Genomic DNA, 25,288 nt, shown 5'->3' with positions numbered 1-25,288 from the left:
TTTATGTTGTAATTTGTTTTCAGACCTCAAAGGTTTTAAAAACCTGTGAGGTCTTTTTCTCAAAATTCTGAATATTTCTTAAAGATAACACAAGCATTTACATCACCAAAACCAAAACTTGCTTTTGCTAATATATTGATGTTTTTTTCAATGGTTTTTTGCGGGATTTTATCTGCAGCAATCAACGCTAAAATTTCTGGATGCACATCTTCACAATTGATATTTGGAAACACAAACTGCTCTTTAATTTGTAACACAGAAGCCACAGACTCAATAGCGCCAGCTCCAGATAAACAATGTCCAACCATCGATTTTAAGGAATTTATAAGAGGAAAATTAGTTCCTGTTCTTTGCAATGCTTTTGTCCAATTTTCCACTTCTAAACTATCTTTAGAAGTGGCTGTTAAATGACCATTTATGGCATCAATTTCATCTGCAGAAATATTGGCATCTAAAATGGCATCTGTAATACATTTTTGAACAGCTGTAGCATTTGGAGCAGTTAAAGTACCCCCATTTCTTTGACCTCCAGAATTGATGTTGCCACCCAAAACCTCTGCGTAAATGGTGGCATTTCTTTCTAAAGCACTTTCTAAAGATTCTAAAACCAAAGCGCCTCCTCCACTACCAGGAACAAAACCAGATGCAGTTGCGCTCATGGGTCTTGAGCCTTTTTCTGGAGTTTGATTGTGTTTGTAAGTCATGACTCGCATTGCGTCAAAACCGCCCCAAGTGTATAAACTGCTGTCGCTAGAACTTCCTACCAACATTCGTTTTGCATTTCCGTTTTTTATGCGCTCAAAACCCATTAACAACGCTTCTGTTCCTGTGGTACAAGCAGATGAATTTGTGGTAACTTGATTTCCAAAACCTAAAATTCCGCCTAGATATGCTGAAATTCCACTTGCCATAGTTTGTATTACAGAAGTACTTCCTAAACGTCTTACATTTTGGTCGTCAATTTTATAAATCGCTTCTCGAAACTTTTCAATTCCTGATGTTCCAGTGCCAAAAATTAGTCCTGAATTATAATCTAAATCCGAGTTTTCATCAACCGAAAAACCAGCATCTTTCCAAGCATCAATTCCTGATATTACTCCATATAAAATCGATGTGGAATTGAATCCACGTAGTTGTAAAGGAGTTAAATACTCGTTCTTTTTTTCTTCGGAAATAGTTGGAATTCCGCCAATACAACAAGAAAATCCTTTGTCTTTTAATTCTTGGTGAAAGGTAATGCCAGAAGTTCCCGATTTTATGGCTTTTGTGAATTCAGTCAACCCAACTCCATTTGGTGCAACAACTCCTAAACCTGTTATAACAACTCTATTTTTCATTTTATTTGGCAATTATCATTCCTGAAATACTTCCTCTACAAACGAGTTCGTTTTTGGAATTCATCATTTTAACAGAACATTTTAGTTTATTGAATCTAAAATATTCTTTTGTGGAAATTACGGTTACTTTTTCTTTGGGTAAAACTGGTAAAAAGAAATCAACTTCATTAGAAGTTAAAGCAATTTGTGGTTTTTTTGCTGATGAAATTTCATTTTTCAACAAAAAAATACCTAAACAAACCACACCAATTTGTGCCATGGTTTCTGTTAAAATTACACCTGGTGTAATAGGATTTTCTTTAAAATGACCTTCGTAAAAAAATTCGTTTTGTTGAAATGTGTAGTTTCCTATAATTCCGTTTTCTGAAACATCAGAAATTTCATCAACAAACAAAAATGGTTTTTGATAGGGTAATAGTTTGATAATTTCTGATGATTTCATGTGTTAACCTTTTACCATTCTAACAAAATTCGTTGCGCAGAAAATCCAGGACCAAAACTTAACATAATTCCACGTTCGCCTTTTGCAGGGCTTCTATCCATAAAACGCTCTAAAACGTACAAAACTGTGGCACTTGACATGTTTCCATACAAACGCAACACCTCTTTTGTATCGTTGATATTTTTACCTAAAACACCAAACAAATCTTCAACTGTTTGCACAATTTTTTTTCCTCCTGGATGAAAAATTAAATGGTCAATATCATCAATAGTCAAGTTGTTATTTTCTAAAAAAGGATGAATAATTTCTGGAAAATGATCCGAAATTTTTTGTGGAACTTCTTTATCTAAAATCATTTGCAAACCCGTATTTACCAATTTAAAACCCATCATGTGTGTCGCATCATAAAAATGATACATGGCTTCGTCTACAATGATTGGACCTTGATCTTCTTCATAAGAAGATAAAATTACTGCTGAAGCTCCATCACCAAAAATGGCTGCAGAAACAATGTTAGTCATCGAAAAATCGTCTAACTGAAACGTTGCTGTTGGTGCTTCTATTGCAATAACTGCAGCTCTTTTATTTGGGTTCGCTTTTAAGAAATTTTTCGCATAAATAATTCCAGAAACACCTGCTGCACAACCCATTTCTGTAACTGGCAAACGCACAATATCTTGTTTCATTCCTAAGGAATTTATCAAATACGCATCAACAGAAGGAATCATAATACCTGTACAACTTACAGTAATGATATAATCTACATCAGTTGCTTTTAAATTGGCTTTTTCTAACGATTTTTTGAGTGATTTTTCTGCTAACTGAACAACTTCTCTCGTATAAATATCATTTTTTTCTTCAAAAGAAGTGGCTGTAAAAACTTCTTCTGGATCCATAATAGAGTAACGTTTGTCAACTCCTGCACCTTCAAAAAGTTTGATGACTTTTCGTTGAAAACGTTCTTCTTGATCTTGCATCCATATTTTTACAAACGGAATAATGTCTTTCGTTTCTCTATAATATTTTGGGAGTTGCTTTGCAACGGATGTTATTTTTACGTTCATTTATTTTTTTATTATCCACAGAAAACGAAAAGCCCATTTCCATTGAATTCTTGGTTTTACTTTTAATTTTGTTGACATTCTCTCTAAATCACCTCTTTTAAATCCTCTTAAAACTGATGTTAATCCATCTTCTATAATCATTTTATTAGAGATAAAAATAGATAATAGCATAAATAAATAATATGCTAATTTATGTCGGTGCAAATCGTTTACCACAATTCCTATCTTGGTTTGTTTTAACGTGTTTCCTAAAAACGGAACTAGTTCTGGTTCTTTAAAATGATGCAAGAATAACGTCGCTAAAACTACATCAAAGGTTCTATTTTTAAAATCATCAGAAAAAATATCTTGTGTTTCAAAACTCAATTCAGGATAATTTACAGACAATTCATTTGCATAATCAATCGCAGTTGGGTTGGCATCTACTCCAATCAATTTAAATTTATAATTATGTTTTCTACCAAATTTTGCCACATCTCGTAAAATATCTCCATGACCACAACCCACATCTATAATGGTAATTTCTTCTTCTTTTGGCTGATGTTTCAAAAGAGACTGTAAGCCATTTACAGTCACTTTATTTCCACCTAACCACCTGTTTATATTCTCTAATTTATCTAACGTATCTCGTAACAAATCGCCACCAATAGAAAAATCGTCCATCAATTCTTCTTTATCTGATCTCTGTTTGGTGCTGATGAAAAAATCCATTAGTTATTAATTCGTTTTCCGTGAGTTTGTTTGATAATGATGGGCAACAAAAACGGCATTTTCTTTAAGATTGATAGTAAAAATGATGCTATTTTGTCTTTTCGAAACAACATCGCAATAAAGTGACCTGCTTGTAAACGCCATTTAAATTGTTTGTTCCACTGTCTAATATACTGTTTTTCGAGTTCCTTTCTTGATTCGATTTTACCATTTGAGTAATTTAGAATCAATTTAGATGCAATTTGTGCAGATTGAATGGCCATACTCATTCCATTTCCACAAAGTGGATGAATCATTCCTGCAGCATCTCCACACATGATGATGTGATTTTCCACAGGCTTTTTAGTTTCAAACGAAATTTGACTGATAGACAATGGTTGCTCCCAAACTGTTTTTGAGTTTTGAAATACCTCTTTTAAAAACTTATTTTTGAAAACCACATTTTCTTGAAAATCGTCAATATTTTTATACTTTTTGAATGCTGAAAAACTGGTAATGTAACATAAGTTTATCGTGTTATTTTCTACTTTAGAAACGCCACAATAACCGCCTTTAAAATTATGAAGCGCCACCAAATCTGATGGAAAATCTCCTTTTACATGCATTTTTACACCCAAATAAGGCGATTTTTTCTGGATAAAATCACGCTCCATTTTTACGTCTAATAAAGAACGTTTCCCAAAAGCACCAATGCAAATTTTTGATTTAAAAGAGTCGTTTTCTTTTGTTTCTATTGTGAATTCATCTTCTTTAAAATCAACATTTAAAACAGAATCATGTAAAATTACAACGCCATTTTCTTTTGCTTTTTCTGATAAAACAAAATCGAATTGGTAACGCGAAATTCCAAATCCACCCAAAGGTAATTTTGCTGAAATCACTTTATTTTTTGTTGTAGATAGTTGAAAATTATCAATTTTAACAGCACCAAAATCAAACGGATTTATCTCTAAAAATTCTAAATATGGTAAAACTTCATTCGAAATATATTCGCCACAAACTTTGTGTTTTGGGTATTCGTTTTTTTCAATTAGTAAAACCTTTTTTCCAAATTTTGATAAATGAATAGCGTTGCACAAACCAGCCAAACCACCTCCAATTATAATTATTTCAAAAGTTGTTTTTTCTTGAGTCATTAATCTAATAATTCTGCTAATTCCTTACCAACCAAACTTCCAATTGCAACACCCATTCCTCCTAAACGAACTCCGCAAAAAACGTTATTAGAAATTTGTTTTACAATGGCTTTTTTCTGATTGCCAACACCCATAACTCCACTCCATCTATGCTCAATTTCAAAATTTGTATTTGGTAAAATCGTTTCTTTTAAAATTTTTTCTAATTGATTTTGAATAATTTTTGTCTGTCCGAATTCAGAAGTTTCTTCGGTTTTAAAATCAAGATTTCTGCCTCCGCCAAACAGAATTCTATTATTTATATTTCTGAAATAATAATATCCTTTGTCTAAATGGAAAGTGCCTTTAATATTCAGATTTTTAATGGGCTTTGTAATCAGTACTTGTGCTCTTGCAGGTTGTACTTTTTCATTTAAAAGCTGATTTGCAAATCCGTTTGTAGCAATACATAATTTATTGGTTTTAAAATTGATTTTATCCGTTTTTACTTCAACTTGATTTCCACTTTCAACAAAACTTTCTACAGAAATGTTGTTGAGAATTTTAACGCCTAATTTTTGTACTTTTTGTAATAGTTGAAAAGCCATTTTTCCTGTATCAATTTGCCCTTCAAAATTATTTACAATGTATTTAGGATGAATTTTTTGAAATCCAAAAACATTTTCTGATTCTGAAAAAACATCACTCTTAAAAATAGGTTTTAACAATTGATTCATTTCATCTTTTCTTGAAATACATTCTTCAAAAAAGGCTTCGTTTTCACACAATTCAAAACCTTTATTTTGTTGAAAATCGATATTTTTATCGCCTAAATTTTTTCGTAATAATTGTAACCCTTTCCAGCGTTTATCAACCAAATTATAAACCTCTTGTTCTGTGTGAGAATTTAAATCGTCTATCAATTCAGAAAGACTTCCAAAACAAGCAAAACCAGCGTTTTTTGTACTGGCTCCTTGAGGTAACATTCCTTTTTCGAGAATTAGAATATTGGATTTTGGATGTTTTTTCTTTAATTCTAAAGCACAATTTAAACCTACAATTCCACTACCAACGATGGTAAAATCGATGTTTGTAAACCATTCTTTTAATTCCCAATAACTGTAGTTCATTTAGAGTTGTTTTTCAAAGCAAATACTGTTTTCCATATTTTTGTATTGCCCATAATTTAGAATAACTGTATAATCACATTTTTTATAAAATTGTACTGCTTCTACTTGTCTTTTTCCTGTTTCTAAAACACATTTTTTGTATCCTAATGCTACTGCCCAAACTTCTAATTCTGAAAGAATTTTTCGTGCAATTCCTTTACCTCTGTATTCTGGAAAAACATACATACGTTTTACTTCCATAGAAATATTGTTGAACTTTTTAATAGCACCACAACCAACAGGAATCTTCACTTGTGCTGAATTTATTTCAGTATCAACATAAACTACAACCACATATTTTAAAACATCAATATTATTAAATTGATTGTAAAAATCGTGTTCATCTCCATCCGTTATTTTTAAATAAGCATCTAATTCTTTTACCAAATTGATAAAATCTTTATTTTCTGAATTTGTTCTGATAATTTTCATGTTTATTTTATGTTTTTAATATCAAAAAAGAAAAGAATACAAACTAGCTAACTTATGGATTCCTGTTTTCACAGGAATTACATACTGCTGATAAAATACTTAAAAACGCTGTGCGTTAAAAATCAAACTTTAACTGTACCCAAACTGGTTCTTTAATTTCTGTGTTTAAGTTCCCGAAAGAAATTCCTAATAAACGCACAGAATTTACCAATTTATCTTGAAATAACAACTCTTTTACCACAGGAAAAAAATCTTTTTTCTTTTGCATAAAATATGTTTTTGTTTTGCTTCTCGTTTGCTGTGTAAAGTCGGAATATTTAATCTTTAAGGTGATGGTTTTTCCTTTCGTATCGTTTTTTAGCATTCTTCTTTCCAATTCATCTGCAATTTTATCTAACTTTTCAATCATAAAAATTTCTGATGAAATGTTTTCACTAAACGTTCTTTCTGCTGCTAAAGACTTGCGAATTCTATTAGGTTTTACAGCGCTATTATGAATACCTCGAACAATATTGTAATAATGGGTACCAGATTTTCCGAATAAAGTTACCAATTCTTCCAGCGATTTTTTCTTTAAATCATTTCCAACAAAAATGCCCAAATTATACATTTTTGCAGCAGTAACTTTACCAACTCCATAAAATTTATTTACGGGTAATTCTTCTAAGAATTTAATAACCTCTTCTGGATGAACCGTTTTTTGCCCATTAGGTTTGTTGATATCTGAAGCTACTTTTGCAATAAATTTGTTAATGGAAATTCCTGCAGAAGCTCGTAAACCTGTTTCGTCATAAATTCTCTGGCGAATTTCTCTAGCAATATCGTTTGCAGACGGGTTTCCCTTTTTGTTTTCGGTAACGTCTAAATAAGCTTCATCCAGAGAAAGTGGTTCAACCAAATCTGTATACTCGTAAAAAATTTCTCTAATTTTTGCTGATAGCTCTTTATAGCGTGCAAAATCAGATTTTACAAAAATTAAATGTGGACATTTTTTCTTCGCTAAAACATTACTCATCGCAGATTTTACACCAAATTTTCGTGCTTCATAACTTGCTGCAGAAACTACACCTCTATCTCCACCACCACCAACTGCAATAGCTTTACCTCTTAATTCTGGGTTGTCTAATTCTGCTACAGAGGCATAAAATGCATCCATATCTACATGAATAATTTTTCTATATTTATTTTTAGCTTCCAATGAATGTAAAAATACGACATCTAGTGCCTAGTTACCAATTATGAAAACTCAAAATTTTAGTGTATATTTATGGTAAATTAAAATGATATGTTATTCCCCCATAAACGCATTTTTTTAGTTTTCGTGTTCTTATTAATTTCCTCTAAATGTATAGCTCAAACTGAGTTTATAACAACATGGCAAACTACAACCGCAGGCGAAACCATAACCATACCAACTACTGGAGTTGGATATAGTTACAATGTAAATTGGGGTGATGGTTCAAGTGATTTAACGACATATACAGGTAACGCTTCACATACTTATACAACTGCAAATACTTATACTGTTACCATAACAGGTACATTTAATAGAATTTATTTTAATGCCACTGGAGATAAAGATAAGATTTTATCTGTAGAACAATGGGGTACAAATCAAGTTTGGACGAGTATGTCTAGAGCTTTTGATGGTTGTTCAAATTTAGTAATTAATGCTTCTGATACACCTAATTTAACTTCTTGCTTGACTACTTTAAGAATGTTTAGAGATGCTACTGCAATTGGAACTGGTAGTACAACAAATTGGAATAGTTGGAATATGAGTAACCTAACAAACATTGCTCAAATGTTTAGAAACTGCACTTCATTTAATGAAGATATTAGTAATTGGGTAGTAAGTGGGGTTACAAATTTTAATAATTTGTTTAATGGAGCTTCATTATTTAATCAAGATATTTCTGGATGGACAACGACCTCTGCAACCACCATGAATAATACTTTTAGAAATAGTGCATTTGACCAAGATATTAGCGGTTGGGATGTTAGTGGTGTTACATCTATGAATAATATATTTCAGGGAGCTAAATTATCTTTAGCAAATTATAATGCTCTTTTAATTGGCTGGGAGGCACAAACATTGCAAACAGGAATTGCTTTTCATGGAGGAAGTTCTAAACATTGCTCTCCTGCAGCAATCGCAGCAAAAGCTAGTATAATTGCTACTTATAGTTGGACTTTTACTGATGGAGGAGAATTAACCTCTTTCACTTGGACTGGAAGTACAGACAGTAATTGGTCTGAAACTACAAATTGGTTGGATGGTTACGTGCCTGAATGTAGTTTAAATGTAACTATACCAACAGCTACAAATTATCCTAATATTGATATCAGTACAACTGCAAATATAAATGATTTGACCATAAACTCTGGAGCTTCACTTTCTGTGTCTGGGGCTTTGACTGTAAATGGTAATCTTACTACCAATAGTGGTTTATCTTTAAATTCTGGTAGTTCTTTAATTATTTCTGGAACTTCTACTGGCAACCTAACTTACACAAGAGATATTGCGAATGGACAAAAGTATTACAACGCATCTCCTCCAGTTGTTGGTGAAACAGTTGAAAACTTTATTAGTAGTAATACTTTAAACACAGGAAATGGTAATGTTGGTTTGTATTATTATGATAATAGCACAACTATGGGCTTCGCTGGAACTGGTTACATATTTTATCAACCAAGTTCTACAGGTTCTTTAACTAACGGAAAAGGTTATGGAGTACAACTTTCAAGCACTGGAAGTATTAGTTTTACAGGAAATATGCCAACAACAGATGTTTCAATTTCTGTTTCAACAGGAACTATTGATAATTCCAATTTAATTGGAAATCCTTTTCCATCTTATTTACCCGCAAATTCAAATGCCAACGCAAATAATTTACTAAGCAACAACACAAGCGTTTTAAGTGAAGAAACACTTTGGCTTTGGGACAATACAATCGATGATTATGTTACCATAAATAATGCTTCTGCAGCAAGGTTTATTGCACCAGGACAAGGTTTTTTTGTTGATGCTTCTGGAAGTGGAACTTTTAATTATTTAGAATCATGGCAAAGTCACCAAGCAACAGATGTTTTTAATAAAATAGAAAATCAAATTTTTTCTTTAGAACTAGTTGTATCTAATTTAGACAATTATAAAAAAAATACTAACATTTTTTATTATAAAAACAAAACAACTGGGTTTGATAATGGCTATGATAGCTCACAGTTTTCTGGTGTAGGAAACTTAAATATATATACAAAACTTGTAAGTGATATTAATAGTAAAAATTTGGCTATTCAAACCTTACCAAATAGTAATTTTGAAAACAATATTATTCCTGTTGGAATTAAAGGAGATAGACAAATTGATTTCAAAATTATTTCTCAAAACAAACCAGAAGGAATCAACATTTATTTAGAAGATCGTTATTTAAATACCTTTACAAAACTAGAAGAAAACAAGAATATTTCTATAGATTTAGACGAAGGCTATGATGGAGTTGGTCGTTTTTTTCTTCATACAAGTTATAAAACGTTAAACATTAAAAATGAAAGTTTACAAAATGTAAATATTTTTATCTCGGAAAATAAAACACTAAATATTAAGGGAGCTTTAGAAAACGTTACAAAACTTACTGTTTTTGATGTTTTAGGGAAAAAGTTAAAAGAAATTGCTTTGGAAAATAATGATAGAAATAAAAAAGTTTCTCTTTTAAATTTTAAAAATGGTGTTTACATTTTAAAATTAAACTCAAAAAAAGGAATGTTTTCAAAAAAAATATTTCTTAAATAAGCTTAATTGTTATTTATAAAATCAATACAAGTTGTAGTAACCTCTTTTAATGCTTTCGTCATTTCTTCTTTTTCCCAAGGGTGAGAAACATTAAAAACATGATCTGCATTTTTAATGATTTTTAGCGTGCTTTTAGGGTTCCAAGAATGTATTTTTTTTGCTTCTTCTACAGAAATTGAAGTGTCTGTATTTCCATGAATTATTAAGTGTGGAACTGTAATTTTTTTTGCTGACCTTTCAATATTTAATCGTTCTTCGTTTTCTTTAAAATTAATATAAAACTGATAAAAATGTGGCATTTTTTGTTTTGTTCGTCCGTTTAAAACATATTTTACTCCTGTTTTTTTCCAATTTTCTAAATCGCCAATTGTTGAACTTCTTGAACCAAAATCGCAAACTGCAGCCAAAGAAATTAGTTTTTTAACACGAGAATCTTCAGCAGTTTTTATAGTAACAATTCCTCCTCCTCTACTATGACCGATGATTGAAATGTCATTAATATTTATTTCATTTTTAAAATCTGAATTGTTAGATATCCAATCTAAAATACTTTCTAAATCGTCTAATTCTTTAATGTAATTATTGTTTCCAAAAGCTTCTAAATCTGGAAAATCTATAGGTTGCTCCAAAGTACCTCCATTGTGTGAAAAATTGAATTTTACAAAGAAAAAACCAGCTTCAGCAAATGCTTTTGCCATTAAATTCCAAGCACCCCAATCTTTAAACCCTTTGTATCCGTGACAAAAAACGACTACGTTTTTGGGTTGATGTGTTTCTTTGTAAAAAACGTCTGTAATAATTGGTTTTTCATGTTTTCCTTCAACAATAAAGTTTTTTAAAGTTTTCATTAACAATAGGTTATTTATAAATTAAATAAATAAGATTTCCAAGAGCTACAACTCCTGTTAAACATCCTAAAATAAAATCCATTTTAGTAGCAATATATTGTAATTTATGTTCAATTTTTTCTGCAACAATTGCGTATATAGAGTATAGAGTAAATGAACCTAAAGTAGATCCAATAGAAAAATAAAATGCATTTAATAATGAGTATTCAAAATATTGTAACCCTATTAAAAGTGATATAGATGTGAAATAAAAAGGAATTGCAATTGTGTTTAATGAAGACATCATTATTCCATGAAAATATGCCTTAGATTTTGGAATTTCCTGCTTTTCTTTGATAACTTTTGATGTAAAATGCAATCGAAAAAAATTGATAGACAATAAAAATAAAATTCCTGTTCCTATTTTTTGAATCAGCGTGATATATTCTGAGTTTTTCATTAAAATGCTAGCCAAATAAGCTCCAATATTCGCTTGAAAAAACAAAATAGTTGCATAACCACCAATTAAATAAAAAGCAGCTTTTTTTCCATTTCTTAAACTAAATTTTACAACTGTTAAATTTAAAAAACTAGGAGTAATACTGCCTCCAGCAGCAATAAAAAAACCAAAAAGGATAAAAATTAGTACGTTCATAAAATATTTTAGATGCACAAATAAACGAAAAAACGCATCAAGATATTGATGCGTTTCCAATTTATAGTAACTTATAAAGGTTTTTTAAATAACACCTTGTGCTAACATTGCGTCTGCAACTTTTACGAAACCTGCAATATTTGCTCCTCTAATGTAATCAATTGATCCATCTTCGTTTTCACCATATTTTACACATGAATCATGAATGTCTTCCATAATATCTTTTAATCTAGAATCTACTTCTTCTCTAGACCAAGAAATTCTTAAAGAATTCTGGCTCATTTCTAATCCAGAAGTTGCTACTCCACCAGCATTAGATGCTTTTCCTGGAGCAAACAAAATTTTTCCTTTTTGAAATTCATGAATTGCATCTGGTGTAGAAGGCATGTTTGCACCTTCAGAAACACACATACAACCATTTTTAATTAATTGTTTTGCTTCGTCTCCATTCAACTCATTTTGAGTGGCACATGGTAAAGCAATATCACATTTTACAGACCAAGGTCTTTCGCCTTCAAAATACTTTGCATCTGGATATTTATCTACATACTCGCTTATTCTACCACGTTTTTCGTTTTTAATATGCATTATATGCTTCAATTTCTCAGTATCTATACCATCTTCATCTAAAATATAACCTCCAGAATCTGATAACGTTAAAATTGTTGCGCCTAATTCGATTGCTTTTTCTGCAGCAAATTGAGCAACATTTCCAGAACCAGAAATTACTACTTTTTTACCATCAAAAGAATCGTCTTTACGTTGTAACATATTTTGTGCAAAATATACCGTTCCATAACCTGTAGCTTCTGGTCGTATTAAAGAACCACCCCAAGATTGTCCTTTTCCTGTTAAAACTCCAGTAAATTCGTTATTTAGTTTTTTATACATCCCAAACATAAAACCAATTTCTCTTGCTCCAACACCAATATCTCCAGCAGGAACATCTGTATTAGGGCCAATATGTCTGAATAATTCGCTCATAAAAGCGTGACAAAAACGCATAATTTCGTTGTCTGATTTCCCTTTTGGATCAAAATCAGAGCCACCTTTTCCACCACCCATTGGCAATGTGGTTAATGAGTTTTTAAATACTTGTTCAAAAGCTAAAAACTTTAAAATACTTGCATTTACTGTTGGATGAAAACGCAAACCTCCTTTATATGGGCCAATTGCCGAATTCATTTGTATTCTGTACCCTCTATTTACTTGAATCTCTCCATCATCATCTACCCAAGAAACACGAAAAGAAATTAATCTTTCTGGCTCTACCATTCTTAATAAAATATTTTTTCCGTGATAAATATCGTGATTAACAATATAAGGTATTACAGTTTCTGCTACTTCTTGAACGGCTTGTAAAAATTCTGGCTCATGGTTATTTCTACTTTTAACCATTTCCATAAACTCATTTATTTTTAACTCCATAGTTTTAAATATGATTTTTTACGAATTATATAAAAATTTAATATAACAAAGATAGGTAATTTATAATTTGACAAAATAAAAAATATATTTTATTTAACTTGTTTTTAACCTTATTTCAATCGATTTCGGAAGCTGTTATGGTTTTTTAGGTTTTAGGTTGATAAAACTCTACAAAAAACACTAAATTTGTGGCTCAATTTTACCCGAAAATGTTAGATAAAGTAAAAGAACTTATTGGAGATGTAAAAGCGTTTAACGCAACCACTAAAGATGAAGTTGAGGCGTTTAGAATTAAATATTTAGGAAGCAAAGGCTTGCTAAAAGATTTATTTGCTGAATTTAAAAATGTAGATGCAGAACTTCGAAAAGATTTCGGACAAGCTTTAAACAATTTAAAGAAATCTGCAGAAGGAAAAGTAGCGGAATTAACAGATGCTTTAGAAAGTTCTTCGAGTCAACAATCATTTTACGGCGATTTAACGCGTCCTGCAGAACCAATTGAATTGGGTTCTCGTCATCCAATTTCATTAGTAAAAAATCAAATTATAGAGGTTTTTAACAGAATTGGTTTCACAGTTTCTGAAGGTCCAGAAATTGAAGACGATTGGCATAATTTTACTGCATTGAACTTGCCAGAGTATCATCCTGCAAGAGACATGCAAGACACGTTTTTTATTGAACAAGATCCAGATATTTTATTAAGAACACACACCTCTTCTGTGCAAGTGCGTTACATGGAAGAAAACGAACCACCAATTCGTACAATTTCTCCAGGAAGAGTTTTTAGAAATGAAGATATTTCTGCAAGAGCACATTGTATTTTTCATCAAGTAGAAGGTTTGTATATAGATACTGATGTTTCTTTTGCCGATTTAAAACAAACACTTTTGTACTTTACAAAAGAGATGTTTGGAAAGTCGAAAATACGTTTACGTCCATCTTATTTCCCATTTACTGAACCAAGTGCAGAAGTAGATATTTATTGGGGATTAGAAACTGAAACCGATTACAGAATTACAAAAGGTACTGGTTGGTTAGAAATTATGGGTTGTGGAATGGTAGATCCAAACGTACTTAAAAACGCCAATATAGATCCAACAAAATACTCTGGTTACGCCTTTGGAATGGGAATAGAGCGTATTGCAATGTTATTGTATCAAATACCAGATATTAGAATGTTCTACGAAAATGATAAACGTTTCTTAGAACAATTTAAGTCGGTAATTTAATGAATTACTTCACACAATTTTGGGATGAAGGAAGAGATGATGAATACTCTAACTGGGGAAACTCTACTTGGTATTTTGAGACCAATGATGCTGACGAAATTTTGAAACAAATTACTGTATATCAAAATGGAAAAGTTTTAAAATATAGCGAAGAAAACCCAAAAGATAAATTTGGAAATTTAGGTGAACATACCTTAACAATCGAAGATTGTGATGGTACCCAAATTTCTAAGGAAGCTTTTTATAAAATTTGGTAACCTAAACCAATAGTTGGTATACTTTTTGAAATATTATTTCTAAAATAAATACAATGAAAAATATACTTTTAATTTTTTGTACAATTCTTATGGTTTCTTGTAGTACAAATTCAGAAAATAAGAAAACGAAAGCAGACTTTTTAAACGATATTAAAGGAACTTGGACTGTTTCTAAAATAGCAAATATTACCAAAGAAGAACTTACCAACCATCAAAAAACTCCTTTTATTACCATAGAAGAAGAAAAAGTAAATGGTAATAATGGTTGTAATAACTTCTTTTCATCTATAAATACTATTGAAGAAAAAAACATCGAATTTTCTATGTTTGGTGAAACAAAAATGATGTGTGCAGAAATGAAAATTGCTGATGCTTTTGGTTCATTATTATCAAAAATAGATACCTATTCTGTTGACGATAAAACATTAACTTTCTTTAATGCTGAAGGACAAAAAATACTCGTTTTTACAAAATAATAACCTTTTAATTATTTTGAAATAAATTCAGCATATATGAAAAAAGACATTAAAATACCAGAAGTTACCAACGTAGAAATGGCTGTTGTTTATGAGTTTAACGATATTTACAACACCAATGATTGGAATGTATATCTTATCAACAATAAAAATGTTGATTTAGAAATGGTAGTGATTGTTTCACAAGGTTTTTCGGAGAAAAAAACGACTTCTTTATTGCGTAAAAAAGTAGAAAAACTCCCAGCAAATTCTTTTGCAAAAATTGAGTTTATGCAACCAGAACTATTCAAACTAAACAATCGTTTTCAAGTAACTTTTTTCGAAGGAAATACTTTGTATGAAAAAACATTTTTATTCAAAAAAAACACGGTTAAAGAAGGTGCTTTAAGAGAAATTCCTGAATTGAAAAAACGTGGGGTTTTGGTGAAGTAAATTAATCAAAATCAGCTTCTAGTTTAATCAGGTTTGCAATATCTTTATTTAAGTATTTAATACTCACTTTTGGTGGAATTGAAATTTCAATACAGGTTTCTGCAAAAACTAAACTTTCTGATGATAATTTTGATTGAAATTCATTAGACATCAATAATGATTTTAAAATCAATTTAAACATTTTCTTATCTCTGTATTCCTCATTTAAAATATCGATTTCATTCTGATTAATTTCCTTAAATCTACTAAAATGAATTTCCACTGAGGGCGGAATTGAAACTCCAACAATTAATCTATTTGTTCTAAAACCTGCTTTTTCTAATAATGGTAAAACACTAAAAACATCTTTAACATAATCAATAAACTTGTTTTTTGTATTCGTTCCTAAATCTCCGATTTTAGAAAGTCCGTTTTTAAGTTGATCTATAATTTGGTCAGCACCATCACTTATTGTTTTCGTTGTTTTTTTAAATATTTTGTTCTCTTTCATAAAATTTATTTTACCCAAAAAACCCAATAATCAAATACAAAATAACAGTGATTGCGCCACCAACCAAAGCATAAGGTAATTGTGTTTTTACATGATCTATATGATCGCTAGCAGAAGCCATAGACGAAATGATAGAAGTGTCTGAAATTGGCGAACAATGGTCTCCGAAAATTCCTCCTCCTAAAGTGGCTGCAACCACAATTGTTACGTCTGCTCCATGAGTATTAGCCATTGGTATTGAAATTAGCAACATAATTGCAAAAGTTCCCCAAGAAGTTCCTGTGGAAAATGCAATAAAAGAACTAATTATAAAAACAACAGCTGGTAATAATTGAGGTGATAACCATTCTTTGGTTGCATTTGCTACATAAACTCCAGTTTCTAACTCTTTACAAGCGTTTCCAATTGCAAATGCTAATAACATTAATAGTGCTAATGGCATTAGCTCGCTAATTCCTTTTAAAGTTAAGTTTACAGCTTCTTTTGGTTTTAAAAATCCTTGAATGGTATACATTGTAATTGCGACTAAAAGCGCTGTAATTACAGCATATAAAACAGATGATGAACCAGAACCTGCACCAATTGCTTGTTTTATATGATCAAAAGTTGATGAGAAGTCTTTGACCTCATTCCAACCTGTGTAAATTAAATTTATTGGCATCATAAAAACCATGGTTGCTAATGGTACAACCATATTATAAGCTCTTGCAGGAATGCCTTCTTTTGGGGGAAATGAAGTTACCTCATCTGAAACCATTGGTTTTGAACCTTTATTTAGTAACATTCCTGTTTCTTTGGTTCTTTTTTCGGCTTTTTTCATGGGACCAAAATCCTTTCTTGATAAAATGATAAAAAACAAAATTCCGATTGCTAAAATTGGATAAAAATTGTATTTAATCGAAGCAATCATCATTGCAAAAGGCTTGTCAATTCCTTGTGTGAGTAACAATCCCATAATAAATGCGCCCCAAGCATTAAAAGGAATTAATATGGAGGATGGTGCAGAACTCGAATCTGCAATGTAAGCCAGTTTTTCACGCGGAATTCCTAATTTATCGAAAATTGGACGATATAAAGTCCCAACAGTTAAAGAAGAAATACTCGTTTCTACAAACAATAAAAGTCCTGTAAAAGTTGCTAAAATTTGCACCATTACTCTGCTGTAACCCGATTTTTTGTTTTCATATTTTACCAATTTTTTATTAATAATATTGATAAATCCTTCTACTCCTCTCGAAAATTGAATAAAAATTAACAGCGCTCCAACCAAAGCACTAAACATAATAGTTCTTGTACTTCCTTTGTCTTGAAAAACGTTTACCATTCCTTCAATCATGGCTAAAGTTCCGTTTAATGGATTCCAGCCTTCAATTATCAACCAAGAAAACCAAATTCCAAATAACAAAGCAATGTACACTTGTTTGGTTCTTAACGCTAAAATAATGGCAACAATGGGTGGTATTACTGAAAGAAATCCGTATTCCATACAAATGGTTTTTATTTTGGCTAAAGGTAAGAAATTAATAATTTTAGATGTTGTAAATTCGTAGTTTCAAATTGAACTTTAAAATGTCTAAATTCTACACTAAAATCACATCCCGACTTCAAAAATTTATAGAAGTTCAAAAAATATTTTTTGTGGCAACTGCTCCAACTTCCGGAAGAATAAATTTATCGCCAAAAGGAATGGATTCTTTCAGAATTATTGAAGAAAATAGGGTTTTATGGCTAAACGTTACAGGTAGTGGCAATGAAACTGCTGCGCATTTATTAGAAAATGAACGTATTACTATTATGTTTTGTTCATTCGAAAAAGTACCAAATATTTTACGTTTGTATGGAAAAGGAAAAGAAATAAAAGAAGGAGATGCTTCTTGGGATGAATTAATTTCCTTATTTCCAGAAACTCCTGGAACGCGACAAATTTTTGATATTCAGGTTGAATCTGCACAAACTTCGTGCGGAATGTCAATTCCTTACATGGAATACAAAGGTGAAAGAAATGATTTAAACGATTGGGCTAAAGAACAAGGAAAAGAGGGTATAAAAAACTATTGGAAAAAAACGAACCAACAAAGTATTGATGGGTTGCCAACTCATATTTTAGAGTAAAAGATTAATTACTATCTACCTTTTTAATCGTTTCTGTAAATTCATCTAAATCTGCTTTTTTAAGTACCAATTCAATTGCTTTTGCACAAACCTTTTCTGTTCTTTCATTTGAAAAATGCAAGCCTACAGCAATTTTTTTAAATAATTTTGTTTCTTTTAAATGTGCTTCACCATCTATCAAAATCATTTTTGTTAAGCGATACAAACGCTCAATTCTTTCCTCGTAACTTACAGGCGGATTTATTGGGAATTTTTCTGGGTTATTTAAAATAATCGAAAATTCGTCTAACGTAATATTTAGCCTTTTACCCACTTTTATCAGCAAGTCTTTTTCATCATCTGTAATTTTACCATCTACTTTTGCAATTTTTACAATATTGGCAAAATGACCAATTTCCTGTTTGTGTTTTCCTGTTAAATATATATTTGAAAATGACATTTTTACTTTTTTTATAAAAATAAAACATAAAAAGCTGTAAATGAAATAAAATTACATTTTTTGGTAAAAAATTTTAACTTAAAAAACTATAAAAATTCAAAATGAATGTTTTGCTTTTTCGTATTTTAGTAGGCATTACCATTTCTATGAAAAATTACAAATAATAGACCTATTACTATGAAAAAATTTTCTTACTTCAACAGAGAAAAAATTACCAAAGATTTACAAACCACAGAATTCGATATTTTAATAATTGGAGGTGGTATTACAGGTGCAGGTATTGCTTTAGATGCTGCTTCACGTGGTATGAAGGTTGCTTTAATTGAAAAAAATGACTTTGCTTCTGGAACCTCAAGTAAATCTACAAAACTTATTCATGGTGGTTTGCGTTATTTGAAACAATTCGATTTTTGGTTGGTAAAAGAAGTAGGAACAGAACGTGCCATTGTACATAAATTAGCACCACATTTAGTCATTCCAGAAAAAATGATTCTACCTTTAATTGACGGTGGAACTTACGGATCTTGGTTGACTTCAATTGGTTTAAAAGTGTACGATATTTTGGCGTCTGTAGAAGGTGAAGACAAACGTAAAATGTTAGATAAAAAGAAAGCGCTAAAAAAAGAACCTTTACTGCCAAAAGATATTTTAAACGGTGCAGGTTATTATGCAGAATATAGGACAGATGATGCGCGTTTAACTTTAGAAGTTTTAAAAACTGCCTTAGATTATGATGCAAAAATTATAAATTATACAGAAGCTTCCGAATTTATTTATGAAGATGAAAGAGTGGTTGGCGCAAAAGTAAAAGATACTTTTTCTGACACTACTTTTGATATTAAAGCAAAATACGTTGTGAATGCAACTGGACCTTGGGTAGATACTTTACGACAAACCAATCACTCTAAAACTGGCAAGCGTTTGCACTTAACCAAAGGTGTTCATTTGGTAGTTGCCCACGAAAAATTACCCGTAAAACAATCTGTTTATTTTGATATTCCAGATGGACGAATGATGTTTGCAATTCCGCGAGGAAGAGTTACTTATTTTGGAACAACAGACACCAACTATCAACAAGATAAAGACAACGTAGAAACAAGTTTGGTAGACGCAACTTACTTAATATCAGCCGTAAATAATATGTTTCCAGAAATTAATATTTCTTTAAGTGATATTCAATCGTCTTGGGCTGGTTTGCGTCCTTTGATTCATGAAGAAGGAAAATCTGCAAGTGAATTGTCTCGAAAAGATGAAATTTTTGTGTCTGACACAGAACTCATTTCTATTGCTGGTGGAAAATTAACAGGTTACAGAAAAATGGCAGAACGTATTGTAGATTTGGTTGAAAAAAAATACGAACGAAGGTTTGACAAAAAGTTTGGTGAAATTAAAACCAAAGAAATTATACTTTCTGGTGGAACTTTTGAAAACTTTAAAGAGGTTAAAAGTTATATTGATGCTATTCATAATAGAATTGCTGAAGTAGGTTTTGATGAAAAAGATGCAAAATACTTAGTATATAACTATGGAAAACAAACAGATATTATTTTACAGAAATATGATGATTTATCATTAGGAATGTCTGAAGAAGGTGAAAAAAAGAAAATGATAAGAGCCGAAGTTTTATTTTGTATCGAAAATGAAATGACTTGTACTCCAACAGATTTTTTTATGCGAAGAACTGGACGCTTGTTTTTTGACAAACCAAGTGTAGATTTACACAAAGAATTTGTAACACAAATATTTAAAACTACTTTTTCTTGGGATAAAAAAACAACAGAAATTCATCAAAAAGAATTAGAAAAGCATTTAAAATTAGCCACCACTTTCGAGTAAAAAAACTTCTTTTTAATAAAAAAATTCTTACACTGTTTAAGTTTTAATAAACGGAAAAATGTTTTTTTAAAAAGATACTTAAAATACTGTTTTTCAGTATTTAAAAATAGTTTTATTTGTTTAAAATTTAACAATTTTTTTTATAAATAATTCGGAAATAAATTATCTTTGTATTGCTTATTATTAATTTTAAGGCTTATGAAAATATAGTTCATATTACTTCAACAAAAAGCAATTCTTTTAAGGAAAAAGAACAGCTTCTATATTTAAAAAAACAAACATCTTAAAATTAAAAATAATGAAAACTTTATATACCATAGCATGCGTGCTATTTATTTCTGCATCACTTTCTTTTACAACTAAAACTGTTGTAAATCTAAATACATTAACAGCAACTTTTCAAGGAATAACTGATGATGATTTTTATAAATTTGTAGACGATGCTAAAAAAGAAACTTTATTCTACGACATTAATGAGGAAATAGAAATCAGTTTGTATGACGATGATTTAATTGGAAAAAAATTCAATATTACTTGGGCTGAAAAAGAAATTGAAGTTATGGATGAAGATGGAGAATTAACAGGAGAAAAAACAAAAGTAAAAACAATTACAGCGCTTACTTTCGCTAAATAGTTTTTTCAATAAAATTTAAATTAAAAAACCGTTTTTTGAAGTTCAAAAAACGGTTTTTTTATACACTTTCCCTCAAGAGTTTTTTATAGGTTTTTCTCAATTTTATTGGGTGCACACCTAATTTATATTGTAAAAAAACATAACCATTAATTAAGTTTACCTTAAACCACGAGTTTGTTTCATATTTTCTTGCACTTACTGTTGCCTTGGATTGAATAATTGTAAACGGTATTTTTTGTTTTCTTACTCTTCCAATCATTTCGAAATCTTCCATAATACAAAAGTCTTCATTAAAGCCATTCAACTCTTCAAATATTTCTTTTGTAAAAAACTGACATTGATCTCCACCTCCAGAAAACAAACCATCTCTAGTTGTAAATTTACTGTTGAAGTTTAAAAAAGGAGTTTCTTTATCAAACTTGTAAGCAAAAAAACCAGCTTTATTGCCAGCTTCAATAGCTTTTTTTATTTGTGGATAAAAATCCGTTGGAAGTGCTACATCTGCATGCAAAAACAACAAAACATCACCATTTGCTTTACTGGCACCAAAATTCATTTGTGCTGCTCTTCCTTTTTTATCGCTTGTAAAATATGTAACTTTATCAAAATTCTTACACACCTCTGTACTGTTGTCTGAGGTCTCTGGAGAATTGGAAACAATAACTTCTATAGAAATTTTGTTAGTTTGTTCACACAAAAACGACAGTCTTTTTACAAGATTTTCTTGTTCATTATAAACAGGAATTATAATACTTAATAACATACTTAAACTTACGTAAAACTCTATGAAAAAGTTTTTTTTAATACTAATTTTAACTTCAGCCTTTAATTTTAAAGCACAAGATACTGTAAATTATAATGAAGTTTCTCAAGATTTACTACAAAATATAATGGATAATAAATCTTATGAAAAACAAGTAAAAATTTTAGAAGAAAGTACTCTTGAAGATTTGGTAAGCCAATTAAAAACCGATAATCAAAAAATTGCATTTTGGGTAAATGTTTATAATTCATTTATACAAATTTCTTTGACAGAAAACCCTAAAGAATATGAAGATAGAGGTGCATATTTTAAAAAACCAAGAGTAAAAATTGCTGGTGAAACACTGTCTTTTGATGAAATTGAACACGATATTTTAAGACGCTCAAGAATAAAGTTAAGCTGGGGATATTTGCGTAAATATTTCAGACCAAAATACGAACGAAAATTACGCGTAAAAAATATCGATTGGAGAATTCATTTTGCATTAAACTGTGGCGCAAAAAGTTGTCCTCCAGTTGCAGTATTCACTCCTGAAGATTTAGATACCGAGTTCGATTTTATGACTACAGAATACCTAAAAGAGCAAACAACTTACGATAAGGAAACAAGAACTGCAACATCCGTTTCATTATTTTCTTGGTTTAGAGCAGATTTTGGTGGTTTGTGTGGTGCTAGACAAATTTTAGCGGATTATAATATTACTCCAGAAAAACCAAAAAAATTAAAATTTAGTAATTATGACTGGACATTGAGTTTAGGAAATTTTAGAAAAATTCCTAAATAAATTTCAGACGAGTATTTTACAAAATATTCGATTTTATATATAAGGGAAAAAGAGAACTTATTTTTAAAATTTATTCCTCTTTTTCGTTTGCTTCTATTTCTTCGGTTAAATCTAACTCTCTTAATGTTGGGTTTAAAACTCCTGTTGCAACTACTGTTATTAAAGTCATTGTTCCACCAAATACAACTGCTGCAACTGGTCCAATTAATTTAGCCGCTAACCCACTTTCAAAAGCGCCTAATTCGTTAGAAGAACCTACAAACATAGAATTTACAGAGGAAACTCTACCTCTCATATCATCAGGTGTTTTTATTTGTAAAATTGTTTGACGAATTACCATTGAAATTCCGTCTGCAGCTCCACTTATAAATAATGCCAAAACACTTACCCAAAAAATAGATGATAATCCAAAAGCAATAATACTTAGCCCAAAAATAAAAACAGAAACTAACATTTTTTTACCAGTATTTCTGTTAATAGGAATATAGGTTGTTAAAAACATGGTTACAATACTTCCCATAGAAATAGAAGCATTTAAAACTCCAAAACCTTCTGGACCAACTTTTAAAACATCTTGTGCAAAAACCGATAAAATGGCAACTGTTCCACCAAACAAAACAGCAATCATATCTAAGGTTAAAACACCTAAAATAGCTTTGTTGTTAAAAACAAATTGTACTCCAGCTTTTAAGCTTTCTTTCATTGGTTCGCCAATTTTAGTGTTTAAAATTGGTTTCTTTTTAATTAGAAAAGTGAATATAAATGCCAACATTACCAAAATAAAAACCAAGCACAATGTTTTATCTACACCTATTTTACCTATAAAAATTCCTCCAAAAAGTGCTCCAGAAACAGCTGCTGTTTTCCAAGTACTAGTGCTCCAAGTTGCAGCATTATGATATATTTTTTTAGGAACCAATAACGCCACTAAAGAGAATATTGTTGGTCCAAAAAAAGAACGTAAAAAACCACCGAAAAATACCAAACCATAAATACAATATAGTATAGCATTGGTAGACCAACTTTGTAAAACACTATCTGTAGTTAATAAAAATAGCCCTAAGCTAATCAACGAAAATGCAGCTGTACAAATGGCTAATAAGTTTCTTTTTTCTCTTTGATCTACAATATGACCTGCAAATAATGCCATTGAAAAAGCCGGAATTATTTCCATTAAACCAATAATTCCTAAAGAAAGTGGGTCTTTGGTAATTGAATATACCTGCCATTCAATCACAATAAATTGCATAGACCAACCAAAAACCAATAAAAATCTTACAAATAAAAAAATATTGAATTCTTTTATTCTTAAAGCTGCATAAGGATCTTGTTTTGCCAATTTATGTTCATTTTAATTCTTGGTAAATCTACAAAACTTCAATTTAGTAATAGTGTTTTAAAAGTGTTTCGTTTTATACTTTTTAAAACCATTATTAATACATTTTTAGGTTCAAAAATATTAATTTCATCAATTTCATGTATAAAAAAATGAAACCATAAATTACTACATAACAGAAGTTTATAGAGTTATTTGTTTGTTTTTCTTAAAAATTTCTTAAATAAGAAATAAAAATCTTTTTGGGATAATAATTTTTCTAAAAGAGTTCATTTTTAAAATAATTCTGCCTGAAATTTGTAGTAGAAATAAAACCGACAATCCTTTTTTTAAAGTTCTTTGTCAAAAAAATGAAATTGAAAATCAAAAACGAAACAAGATGAAAAATTTATTTAAAAACATTAGTTATTTGTTTATTTTAGCAACAATAACATTATTTACACAAAACACAAACGCACAATCTTCTGCAGAAAAGAAACTAACTTTAACCTACCAAGGTTTAAATGTAACTGACAATTTTAAATTTGTAGATAGTAAAGGAAAAGAAATTGTATTTCATGACGAAGATATAGAGTCTCCAAGCAAATTAAGTTTATTTGATGAGGGTTTATTTGGTAAAAGATTTGTTGTGCACTACAAATGGGTAGATGTGATGCTTTTCGACCAAGAAACAGGGGTTGCAAAAGATGAAACTATGAAAGTAAAAAGAATTACCAATTTTTACGAAGCAAATGACATTAGAATGAAGAAAAATACAACCATTTTAGCTTCGAATAACGAGTAGTTTTTTTAAACCACAAAAATGAAAGCGTTCTTAGAAAAAATCTAAGAACGCTTTTTTTTAGTTCAATTTCATATCCATTAAAATAGCAAATGTTTGGTTGATATCTTTCTCTTTTACAACTATTGTCATTTCATTTGTGGTAGAAATTATTTCTTGTAAAGGAATATCTGCCCAAGCCAACTGTTTTAAAATAAAATAGTAAATACCAGATTGTTCTTGATTTTCTTTAGGCAACTTTATGGTGATGGAAGCCAAATCTAAAACGCTAGAAATTATGGTTTCCTTCTCAAAAATATTATTTACAAAAGGTTCTAAATTTTTACTTGTAACAATATTGGTTTCAAAAATTCCTTGAGAAACAGTTAAAAAATAATCAGAGATTTCTGAAGATTTCATTAAAATTTTTGCAATTTCTTTTAAAAGTGAGGTCGTGTTTTTAAAAGTAAAATCACACAAGTCTGATCTTACAATTACGTCTCCTAAATCTAAAGCAAGTTTTTTTATATTTTTTCTAATACGTAAAGTACTTGCTGGTGAAAGCCTATTTATTGCCATCATAACAGCGCCAACCTTTACATCTTTTTTTAAGGTTGAAGAAACTTCTGGCAAAATTATTCTTGCTAATGAAGAAACATTTATAAGTTTTTCATGTAAAGCTTCTTCAATAAAAGGTGTTTTTCTAATGGTACTTTCTACAACTTCTTGTATTGTTTTCATGGTTGTTGTTTAATAAAACATAATAA

27 protein-coding genes are annotated in these 25,288 nt (G+C 30.2%); 10 read left to right on the top strand and 17 right to left on the bottom strand.

The features are described from left to right. Positions 1 to 59 precede the first annotated feature (59 nt). The 8 genes from FDT66_RS06590 to dinB form a co-directional block, all read right to left on the bottom strand. The gene (locus FDT66_RS06590; protein ID WP_138535377.1) at positions 60 to 1,337 is read right to left on the bottom strand and encodes a beta-ketoacyl-[acyl-carrier-protein] synthase family protein; all 1,278 of its coding nucleotides are present in this window, start codon (positions 1,335 to 1,337) and stop codon (positions 60 to 62) included. A 1-nt stretch (position 1,338) separates the two neighbouring features. Then, positions 1,339 to 1,779 (bottom strand): 3-hydroxyacyl-ACP dehydratase FabZ family protein, encoded by a 441-nt coding sequence (locus FDT66_RS06585; protein WP_138535376.1) that lies wholly within the window; start codon positions 1,777 to 1,779, stop codon positions 1,339 to 1,341. A gap of 11 nt (positions 1,780 to 1,790) precedes the next feature. Continuing rightward, the gene (locus FDT66_RS06580) at positions 1,791 to 2,843 is read right to left on the bottom strand and encodes a type III polyketide synthase (RefSeq protein WP_138535375.1); all 1,053 of its coding nucleotides are present in this window, start codon (positions 2,841 to 2,843) and stop codon (positions 1,791 to 1,793) included. Beyond that, positions 2,844 to 3,554 carry a methyltransferase domain-containing protein gene (locus tag FDT66_RS06575; protein ID WP_138535374.1) on the bottom strand — a complete coding sequence of 237 codons (711 nt, stop codon included), beginning with the start codon at positions 3,552 to 3,554 and terminating at the stop codon, positions 2,844 to 2,846. It lies immediately after the preceding gene. Beyond that, on the bottom strand, positions 3,554 to 4,690 hold the full coding sequence (locus FDT66_RS06570) for an NAD(P)/FAD-dependent oxidoreductase (RefSeq protein WP_138535373.1): 1,137 nt from the start codon (positions 4,688 to 4,690) through the stop codon (positions 3,554 to 3,556). Before FDT66_RS06570 ends, FDT66_RS06575 begins: the two co-directional genes overlap by 1 nt. Continuing rightward, positions 4,690 to 5,799 (bottom strand): NAD(P)/FAD-dependent oxidoreductase, encoded by a 1,110-nt coding sequence (locus FDT66_RS06565; RefSeq protein ID WP_138535372.1) that lies wholly within the window; start codon positions 5,797 to 5,799, stop codon positions 4,690 to 4,692. The genes FDT66_RS06570 and FDT66_RS06565 overlap by 1 nt, the downstream gene beginning before the upstream one ends. Then, positions 5,800 to 6,270, bottom strand: a complete 471-nt coding sequence (locus FDT66_RS06560) for a GNAT family N-acetyltransferase (RefSeq protein ID WP_171032333.1) — start codon at positions 6,268 to 6,270, stop codon at positions 5,800 to 5,802. A 115-nt stretch (positions 6,271 to 6,385) separates the two neighbouring features. Continuing rightward, entirely contained in the window at positions 6,386 to 7,468 is a 1,083-nt protein-coding gene (gene dinB, locus FDT66_RS06555; RefSeq protein ID WP_262709556.1) for a DNA polymerase IV, read from the bottom strand. An 87-nt stretch (positions 7,469 to 7,555) separates the two neighbouring features. Here dinB and FDT66_RS06550 point away from each other — a divergent pair, with 87 nt between their 5' ends. Next, positions 7,556 to 10,063, top strand: coding sequence for a BspA family leucine-rich repeat surface protein (locus FDT66_RS06550; RefSeq protein ID WP_138535370.1), 2,508 nt, complete (start codon positions 7,556 to 7,558; stop codon positions 10,061 to 10,063). A gap of 2 nt (positions 10,064 to 10,065) precedes the next feature. On the opposite strand, the gene FDT66_RS06545 is transcribed toward FDT66_RS06550, so the two are convergent. The 3 genes from FDT66_RS06545 to gdhA all read right to left on the bottom strand — a co-directional run bounded on the left by FDT66_RS06545 (position 10,066) and on the right by gdhA (position 12,973). Further along, on the bottom strand, positions 10,066 to 10,911 hold the full coding sequence (locus FDT66_RS06545; RefSeq protein ID WP_138535369.1) for an alpha/beta hydrolase family protein: 846 nt from the start codon (positions 10,909 to 10,911) through the stop codon (positions 10,066 to 10,068). Positions 10,912 to 10,921: 10 nt separating this feature from the next. After that, the gene (locus FDT66_RS06540; protein WP_138535368.1) at positions 10,922 to 11,545 is read right to left on the bottom strand and encodes a LysE family transporter; all 624 of its coding nucleotides are present in this window, start codon (positions 11,543 to 11,545) and stop codon (positions 10,922 to 10,924) included. A gap of 84 nt (positions 11,546 to 11,629) precedes the next feature. Then, positions 11,630 to 12,973 (bottom strand): NADP-specific glutamate dehydrogenase, encoded by a 1,344-nt coding sequence (gene gdhA, locus FDT66_RS06535; protein ID WP_138535367.1) that lies wholly within the window; start codon positions 12,971 to 12,973, stop codon positions 11,630 to 11,632. A gap of 209 nt (positions 12,974 to 13,182) precedes the next feature. Between gdhA and pheS the strand changes: the two genes are divergently transcribed. From pheS to FDT66_RS06515, 4 genes are read left to right on the top strand one after another with little or no spacing between them, the layout of a single operon-like run. Next, positions 13,183 to 14,202, top strand: a complete 1,020-nt coding sequence (pheS, locus tag FDT66_RS06530; RefSeq protein ID WP_138535366.1) for a phenylalanine--tRNA ligase subunit alpha — start codon at positions 13,183 to 13,185, stop codon at positions 14,200 to 14,202. Continuing rightward, positions 14,202 to 14,459, top strand: coding sequence for a hypothetical protein (locus FDT66_RS06525; protein ID WP_138535365.1), 258 nt, complete (start codon positions 14,202 to 14,204; stop codon positions 14,457 to 14,459). The genes pheS and FDT66_RS06525 overlap by 1 nt, the downstream gene beginning before the upstream one ends. 53 nt (positions 14,460 to 14,512) lie before the next feature. Further along, positions 14,513 to 14,935 (top strand): META domain-containing protein, encoded by a 423-nt coding sequence (locus tag FDT66_RS06520; RefSeq protein WP_138535364.1) that lies wholly within the window; start codon positions 14,513 to 14,515, stop codon positions 14,933 to 14,935. A gap of 36 nt (positions 14,936 to 14,971) precedes the next feature. Further along, positions 14,972 to 15,367 carry a hypothetical protein gene (locus tag FDT66_RS06515; RefSeq protein ID WP_138535363.1) on the top strand — a complete coding sequence of 132 codons (396 nt, stop codon included), beginning with the start codon at positions 14,972 to 14,974 and terminating at the stop codon, positions 15,365 to 15,367. 1 nt (position 15,368) lies between these two features. On the opposite strand, the gene FDT66_RS06510 is transcribed toward FDT66_RS06515, so the two are convergent. Then, positions 15,369 to 15,857 carry a hypothetical protein gene (locus FDT66_RS06510; protein ID WP_138535362.1) on the bottom strand — a complete coding sequence of 163 codons (489 nt, stop codon included), beginning with the start codon at positions 15,855 to 15,857 and terminating at the stop codon, positions 15,369 to 15,371. A gap of 10 nt (positions 15,858 to 15,867) precedes the next feature. After that, positions 15,868 to 17,343 carry a Na+/H+ antiporter NhaC family protein gene (locus tag FDT66_RS06505; protein WP_138535361.1) on the bottom strand — a complete coding sequence of 492 codons (1,476 nt, stop codon included), beginning with the start codon at positions 17,341 to 17,343 and terminating at the stop codon, positions 15,868 to 15,870. Between the two features lie 83 nt (positions 17,344 to 17,426). Between FDT66_RS06505 and FDT66_RS06500 the strand changes: the two genes are divergently transcribed. Beyond that, positions 17,427 to 17,969, top strand: coding sequence for a pyridoxamine 5'-phosphate oxidase family protein (locus FDT66_RS06500; RefSeq protein WP_138535360.1), 543 nt, complete (start codon positions 17,427 to 17,429; stop codon positions 17,967 to 17,969). A 4-nt stretch (positions 17,970 to 17,973) separates the two neighbouring features. On the opposite strand, the gene FDT66_RS06495 is transcribed toward FDT66_RS06500, so the two are convergent. Beyond that, complete coding sequence (locus FDT66_RS06495; RefSeq protein ID WP_138535359.1) at positions 17,974 to 18,408, bottom strand: tellurite resistance TerB family protein; 435 nt, start codon at positions 18,406 to 18,408, stop codon at positions 17,974 to 17,976. A 177-nt stretch (positions 18,409 to 18,585) separates the two neighbouring features. Here FDT66_RS06495 and FDT66_RS06490 point away from each other — a divergent pair, with 177 nt between their 5' ends. Together FDT66_RS06490 and FDT66_RS06485 are read left to right on the top strand one after the other, a co-directional pair. Beyond that, positions 18,586 to 20,244, top strand: a complete 1,659-nt coding sequence (locus tag FDT66_RS06490) for a glycerol-3-phosphate dehydrogenase/oxidase (protein WP_138535358.1) — start codon at positions 18,586 to 18,588, stop codon at positions 20,242 to 20,244. 298 nt (positions 20,245 to 20,542) lie between these two features. Further along, positions 20,543 to 20,878 (top strand): hypothetical protein, encoded by a 336-nt coding sequence (locus FDT66_RS06485; protein ID WP_138535357.1) that lies wholly within the window; start codon positions 20,543 to 20,545, stop codon positions 20,876 to 20,878. A 58-nt stretch (positions 20,879 to 20,936) separates the two neighbouring features. Here the strand turns inward: FDT66_RS06485 and FDT66_RS06480 are convergent, their stop codons facing one another. Then, positions 20,937 to 21,641 (bottom strand): TIGR04283 family arsenosugar biosynthesis glycosyltransferase, encoded by a 705-nt coding sequence (locus tag FDT66_RS06480; protein WP_138535356.1) that lies wholly within the window; start codon positions 21,639 to 21,641, stop codon positions 20,937 to 20,939. 22 nt (positions 21,642 to 21,663) lie between these two features. Here FDT66_RS06480 and FDT66_RS06475 point away from each other — a divergent pair, with 22 nt between their 5' ends. Next, on the top strand, positions 21,664 to 22,425 hold the full coding sequence (locus FDT66_RS06475) for a DUF547 domain-containing protein (RefSeq protein ID WP_138535355.1): 762 nt from the start codon (positions 21,664 to 21,666) through the stop codon (positions 22,423 to 22,425). 70 nt (positions 22,426 to 22,495) lie between these two features. Here FDT66_RS06475 and FDT66_RS06470 read toward each other — a convergent pair whose 3' ends face one another. Next, positions 22,496 to 23,764: an MFS transporter gene (locus tag FDT66_RS06470; RefSeq protein ID WP_138535354.1), complete on the bottom strand. Its 1,269-nt coding sequence runs from the start codon at positions 23,762 to 23,764 to the stop codon at positions 22,496 to 22,498. Between the two features lie 376 nt (positions 23,765 to 24,140). On the opposite strand from FDT66_RS06470, the gene FDT66_RS06465 reads away from it, so the two are divergent. Continuing rightward, the gene (locus FDT66_RS06465; RefSeq protein WP_138535353.1) at positions 24,141 to 24,545 is read left to right on the top strand and encodes a hypothetical protein; all 405 of its coding nucleotides are present in this window, start codon (positions 24,141 to 24,143) and stop codon (positions 24,543 to 24,545) included. A gap of 57 nt (positions 24,546 to 24,602) precedes the next feature. Here FDT66_RS06465 and FDT66_RS06460 read toward each other — a convergent pair whose 3' ends face one another. Next, positions 24,603 to 25,262, bottom strand: coding sequence for a hypothetical protein (locus tag FDT66_RS06460; protein WP_138535352.1), 660 nt, complete (start codon positions 25,260 to 25,262; stop codon positions 24,603 to 24,605). Between the last annotated feature and the right edge of the window lie 26 nt (positions 25,263 to 25,288).

Source organism: Polaribacter aestuariivivens (assembly GCF_005885675.1).
GTDB classification, from domain to species: Bacteria; Bacteroidota; Bacteroidia; order Flavobacteriales; family Flavobacteriaceae; genus Polaribacter; species Polaribacter aestuariivivens.
The sequence above is the reverse complement of the archived record's forward strand: the minus strand, read 5'-3'. Positions and strand labels throughout refer to the sequence as shown.

What these genes read in the sequence shown, in the direction of transcription:
- FDT66_RS06590 (WP_138535377.1), bottom strand. Translation starts at nt 1,337, where the DNA reads ATGAAAAATAGAGTTGTTATAACAGGTTTAGGAGTTGTTGCACCAAAT.
- FDT66_RS06585 (WP_138535376.1), bottom strand. Translation starts at nt 1,779, where the DNA reads ATGAAATCATCAGAAATTATCAAACTATTACCCTATCAAAAACCATTT.
- FDT66_RS06580 (WP_138535375.1), bottom strand. Translation starts at nt 2,843, where the DNA reads ATGAACGTAAAAATAACATCCGTTGCAAAGCAACTCCCAAAATATTAT.
- FDT66_RS06575 (WP_138535374.1), bottom strand. Translation starts at nt 3,554, where the DNA reads ATGGATTTTTTCATCAGCACCAAACAGAGATCAGATAAAGAAGAATTG.
- FDT66_RS06570 (WP_138535373.1), bottom strand. Translation starts at nt 4,690, where the DNA reads ATGACTCAAGAAAAAACAACTTTTGAAATAATTATAATTGGAGGTGGT.
- FDT66_RS06565 (WP_138535372.1), bottom strand. Translation starts at nt 5,799, where the DNA reads ATGAACTACAGTTATTGGGAATTAAAAGAATGGTTTACAAACATCGAT.
- FDT66_RS06560 (WP_171032333.1), bottom strand. Translation starts at nt 6,270, where the DNA reads ATGAAAATTATCAGAACAAATTCAGAAAATAAAGATTTTATCAATTTG.
- FDT66_RS06550 (WP_138535370.1), top strand. Translation starts at nt 7,556, where the DNA reads ATGTTATTCCCCCATAAACGCATTTTTTTAGTTTTCGTGTTCTTATTA.
- FDT66_RS06545 (WP_138535369.1), bottom strand. Translation starts at nt 10,911, where the DNA reads ATGAAAACTTTAAAAAACTTTATTGTTGAAGGAAAACATGAAAAACCA.
- FDT66_RS06540 (WP_138535368.1), bottom strand. Translation starts at nt 11,545, where the DNA reads ATGAACGTACTAATTTTTATCCTTTTTGGTTTTTTTATTGCTGCTGGA.
- gdhA (WP_138535367.1), bottom strand. Translation starts at nt 12,973, where the DNA reads ATGGAGTTAAAAATAAATGAGTTTATGGAAATGGTTAAAAGTAGAAAT.
- pheS (WP_138535366.1), top strand. Translation starts at nt 13,183, where the DNA reads ATGTTAGATAAAGTAAAAGAACTTATTGGAGATGTAAAAGCGTTTAAC.
- FDT66_RS06525 (WP_138535365.1), top strand. Translation starts at nt 14,202, where the DNA reads ATGAATTACTTCACACAATTTTGGGATGAAGGAAGAGATGATGAATAC.
- FDT66_RS06520 (WP_138535364.1), top strand. Translation starts at nt 14,513, where the DNA reads ATGAAAAATATACTTTTAATTTTTTGTACAATTCTTATGGTTTCTTGT.
- FDT66_RS06515 (WP_138535363.1), top strand. Translation starts at nt 14,972, where the DNA reads ATGAAAAAAGACATTAAAATACCAGAAGTTACCAACGTAGAAATGGCT.
- FDT66_RS06510 (WP_138535362.1), bottom strand. Translation starts at nt 15,857, where the DNA reads ATGAAAGAGAACAAAATATTTAAAAAAACAACGAAAACAATAAGTGAT.
- FDT66_RS06505 (WP_138535361.1), bottom strand. Translation starts at nt 17,343, where the DNA reads ATGGAATACGGATTTCTTTCAGTAATACCACCCATTGTTGCCATTATT.
- FDT66_RS06500 (WP_138535360.1), top strand. Translation starts at nt 17,427, where the DNA reads ATGTCTAAATTCTACACTAAAATCACATCCCGACTTCAAAAATTTATA.
- FDT66_RS06495 (WP_138535359.1), bottom strand. Translation starts at nt 18,408, where the DNA reads ATGTCATTTTCAAATATATATTTAACAGGAAAACACAAACAGGAAATT.
- FDT66_RS06490 (WP_138535358.1), top strand. Translation starts at nt 18,586, where the DNA reads ATGAAAAAATTTTCTTACTTCAACAGAGAAAAAATTACCAAAGATTTA.
- FDT66_RS06485 (WP_138535357.1), top strand. Translation starts at nt 20,543, where the DNA reads ATGAAAACTTTATATACCATAGCATGCGTGCTATTTATTTCTGCATCA.
- FDT66_RS06480 (WP_138535356.1), bottom strand. Translation starts at nt 21,641, where the DNA reads ATGTTATTAAGTATTATAATTCCTGTTTATAATGAACAAGAAAATCTT.
- FDT66_RS06475 (WP_138535355.1), top strand. Translation starts at nt 21,664, where the DNA reads ATGAAAAAGTTTTTTTTAATACTAATTTTAACTTCAGCCTTTAATTTT.
- FDT66_RS06465 (WP_138535353.1), top strand. Translation starts at nt 24,141, where the DNA reads ATGAAAAATTTATTTAAAAACATTAGTTATTTGTTTATTTTAGCAACA.
- FDT66_RS06460 (WP_138535352.1), bottom strand. Translation starts at nt 25,262, where the DNA reads ATGAAAACAATACAAGAAGTTGTAGAAAGTACCATTAGAAAAACACCT.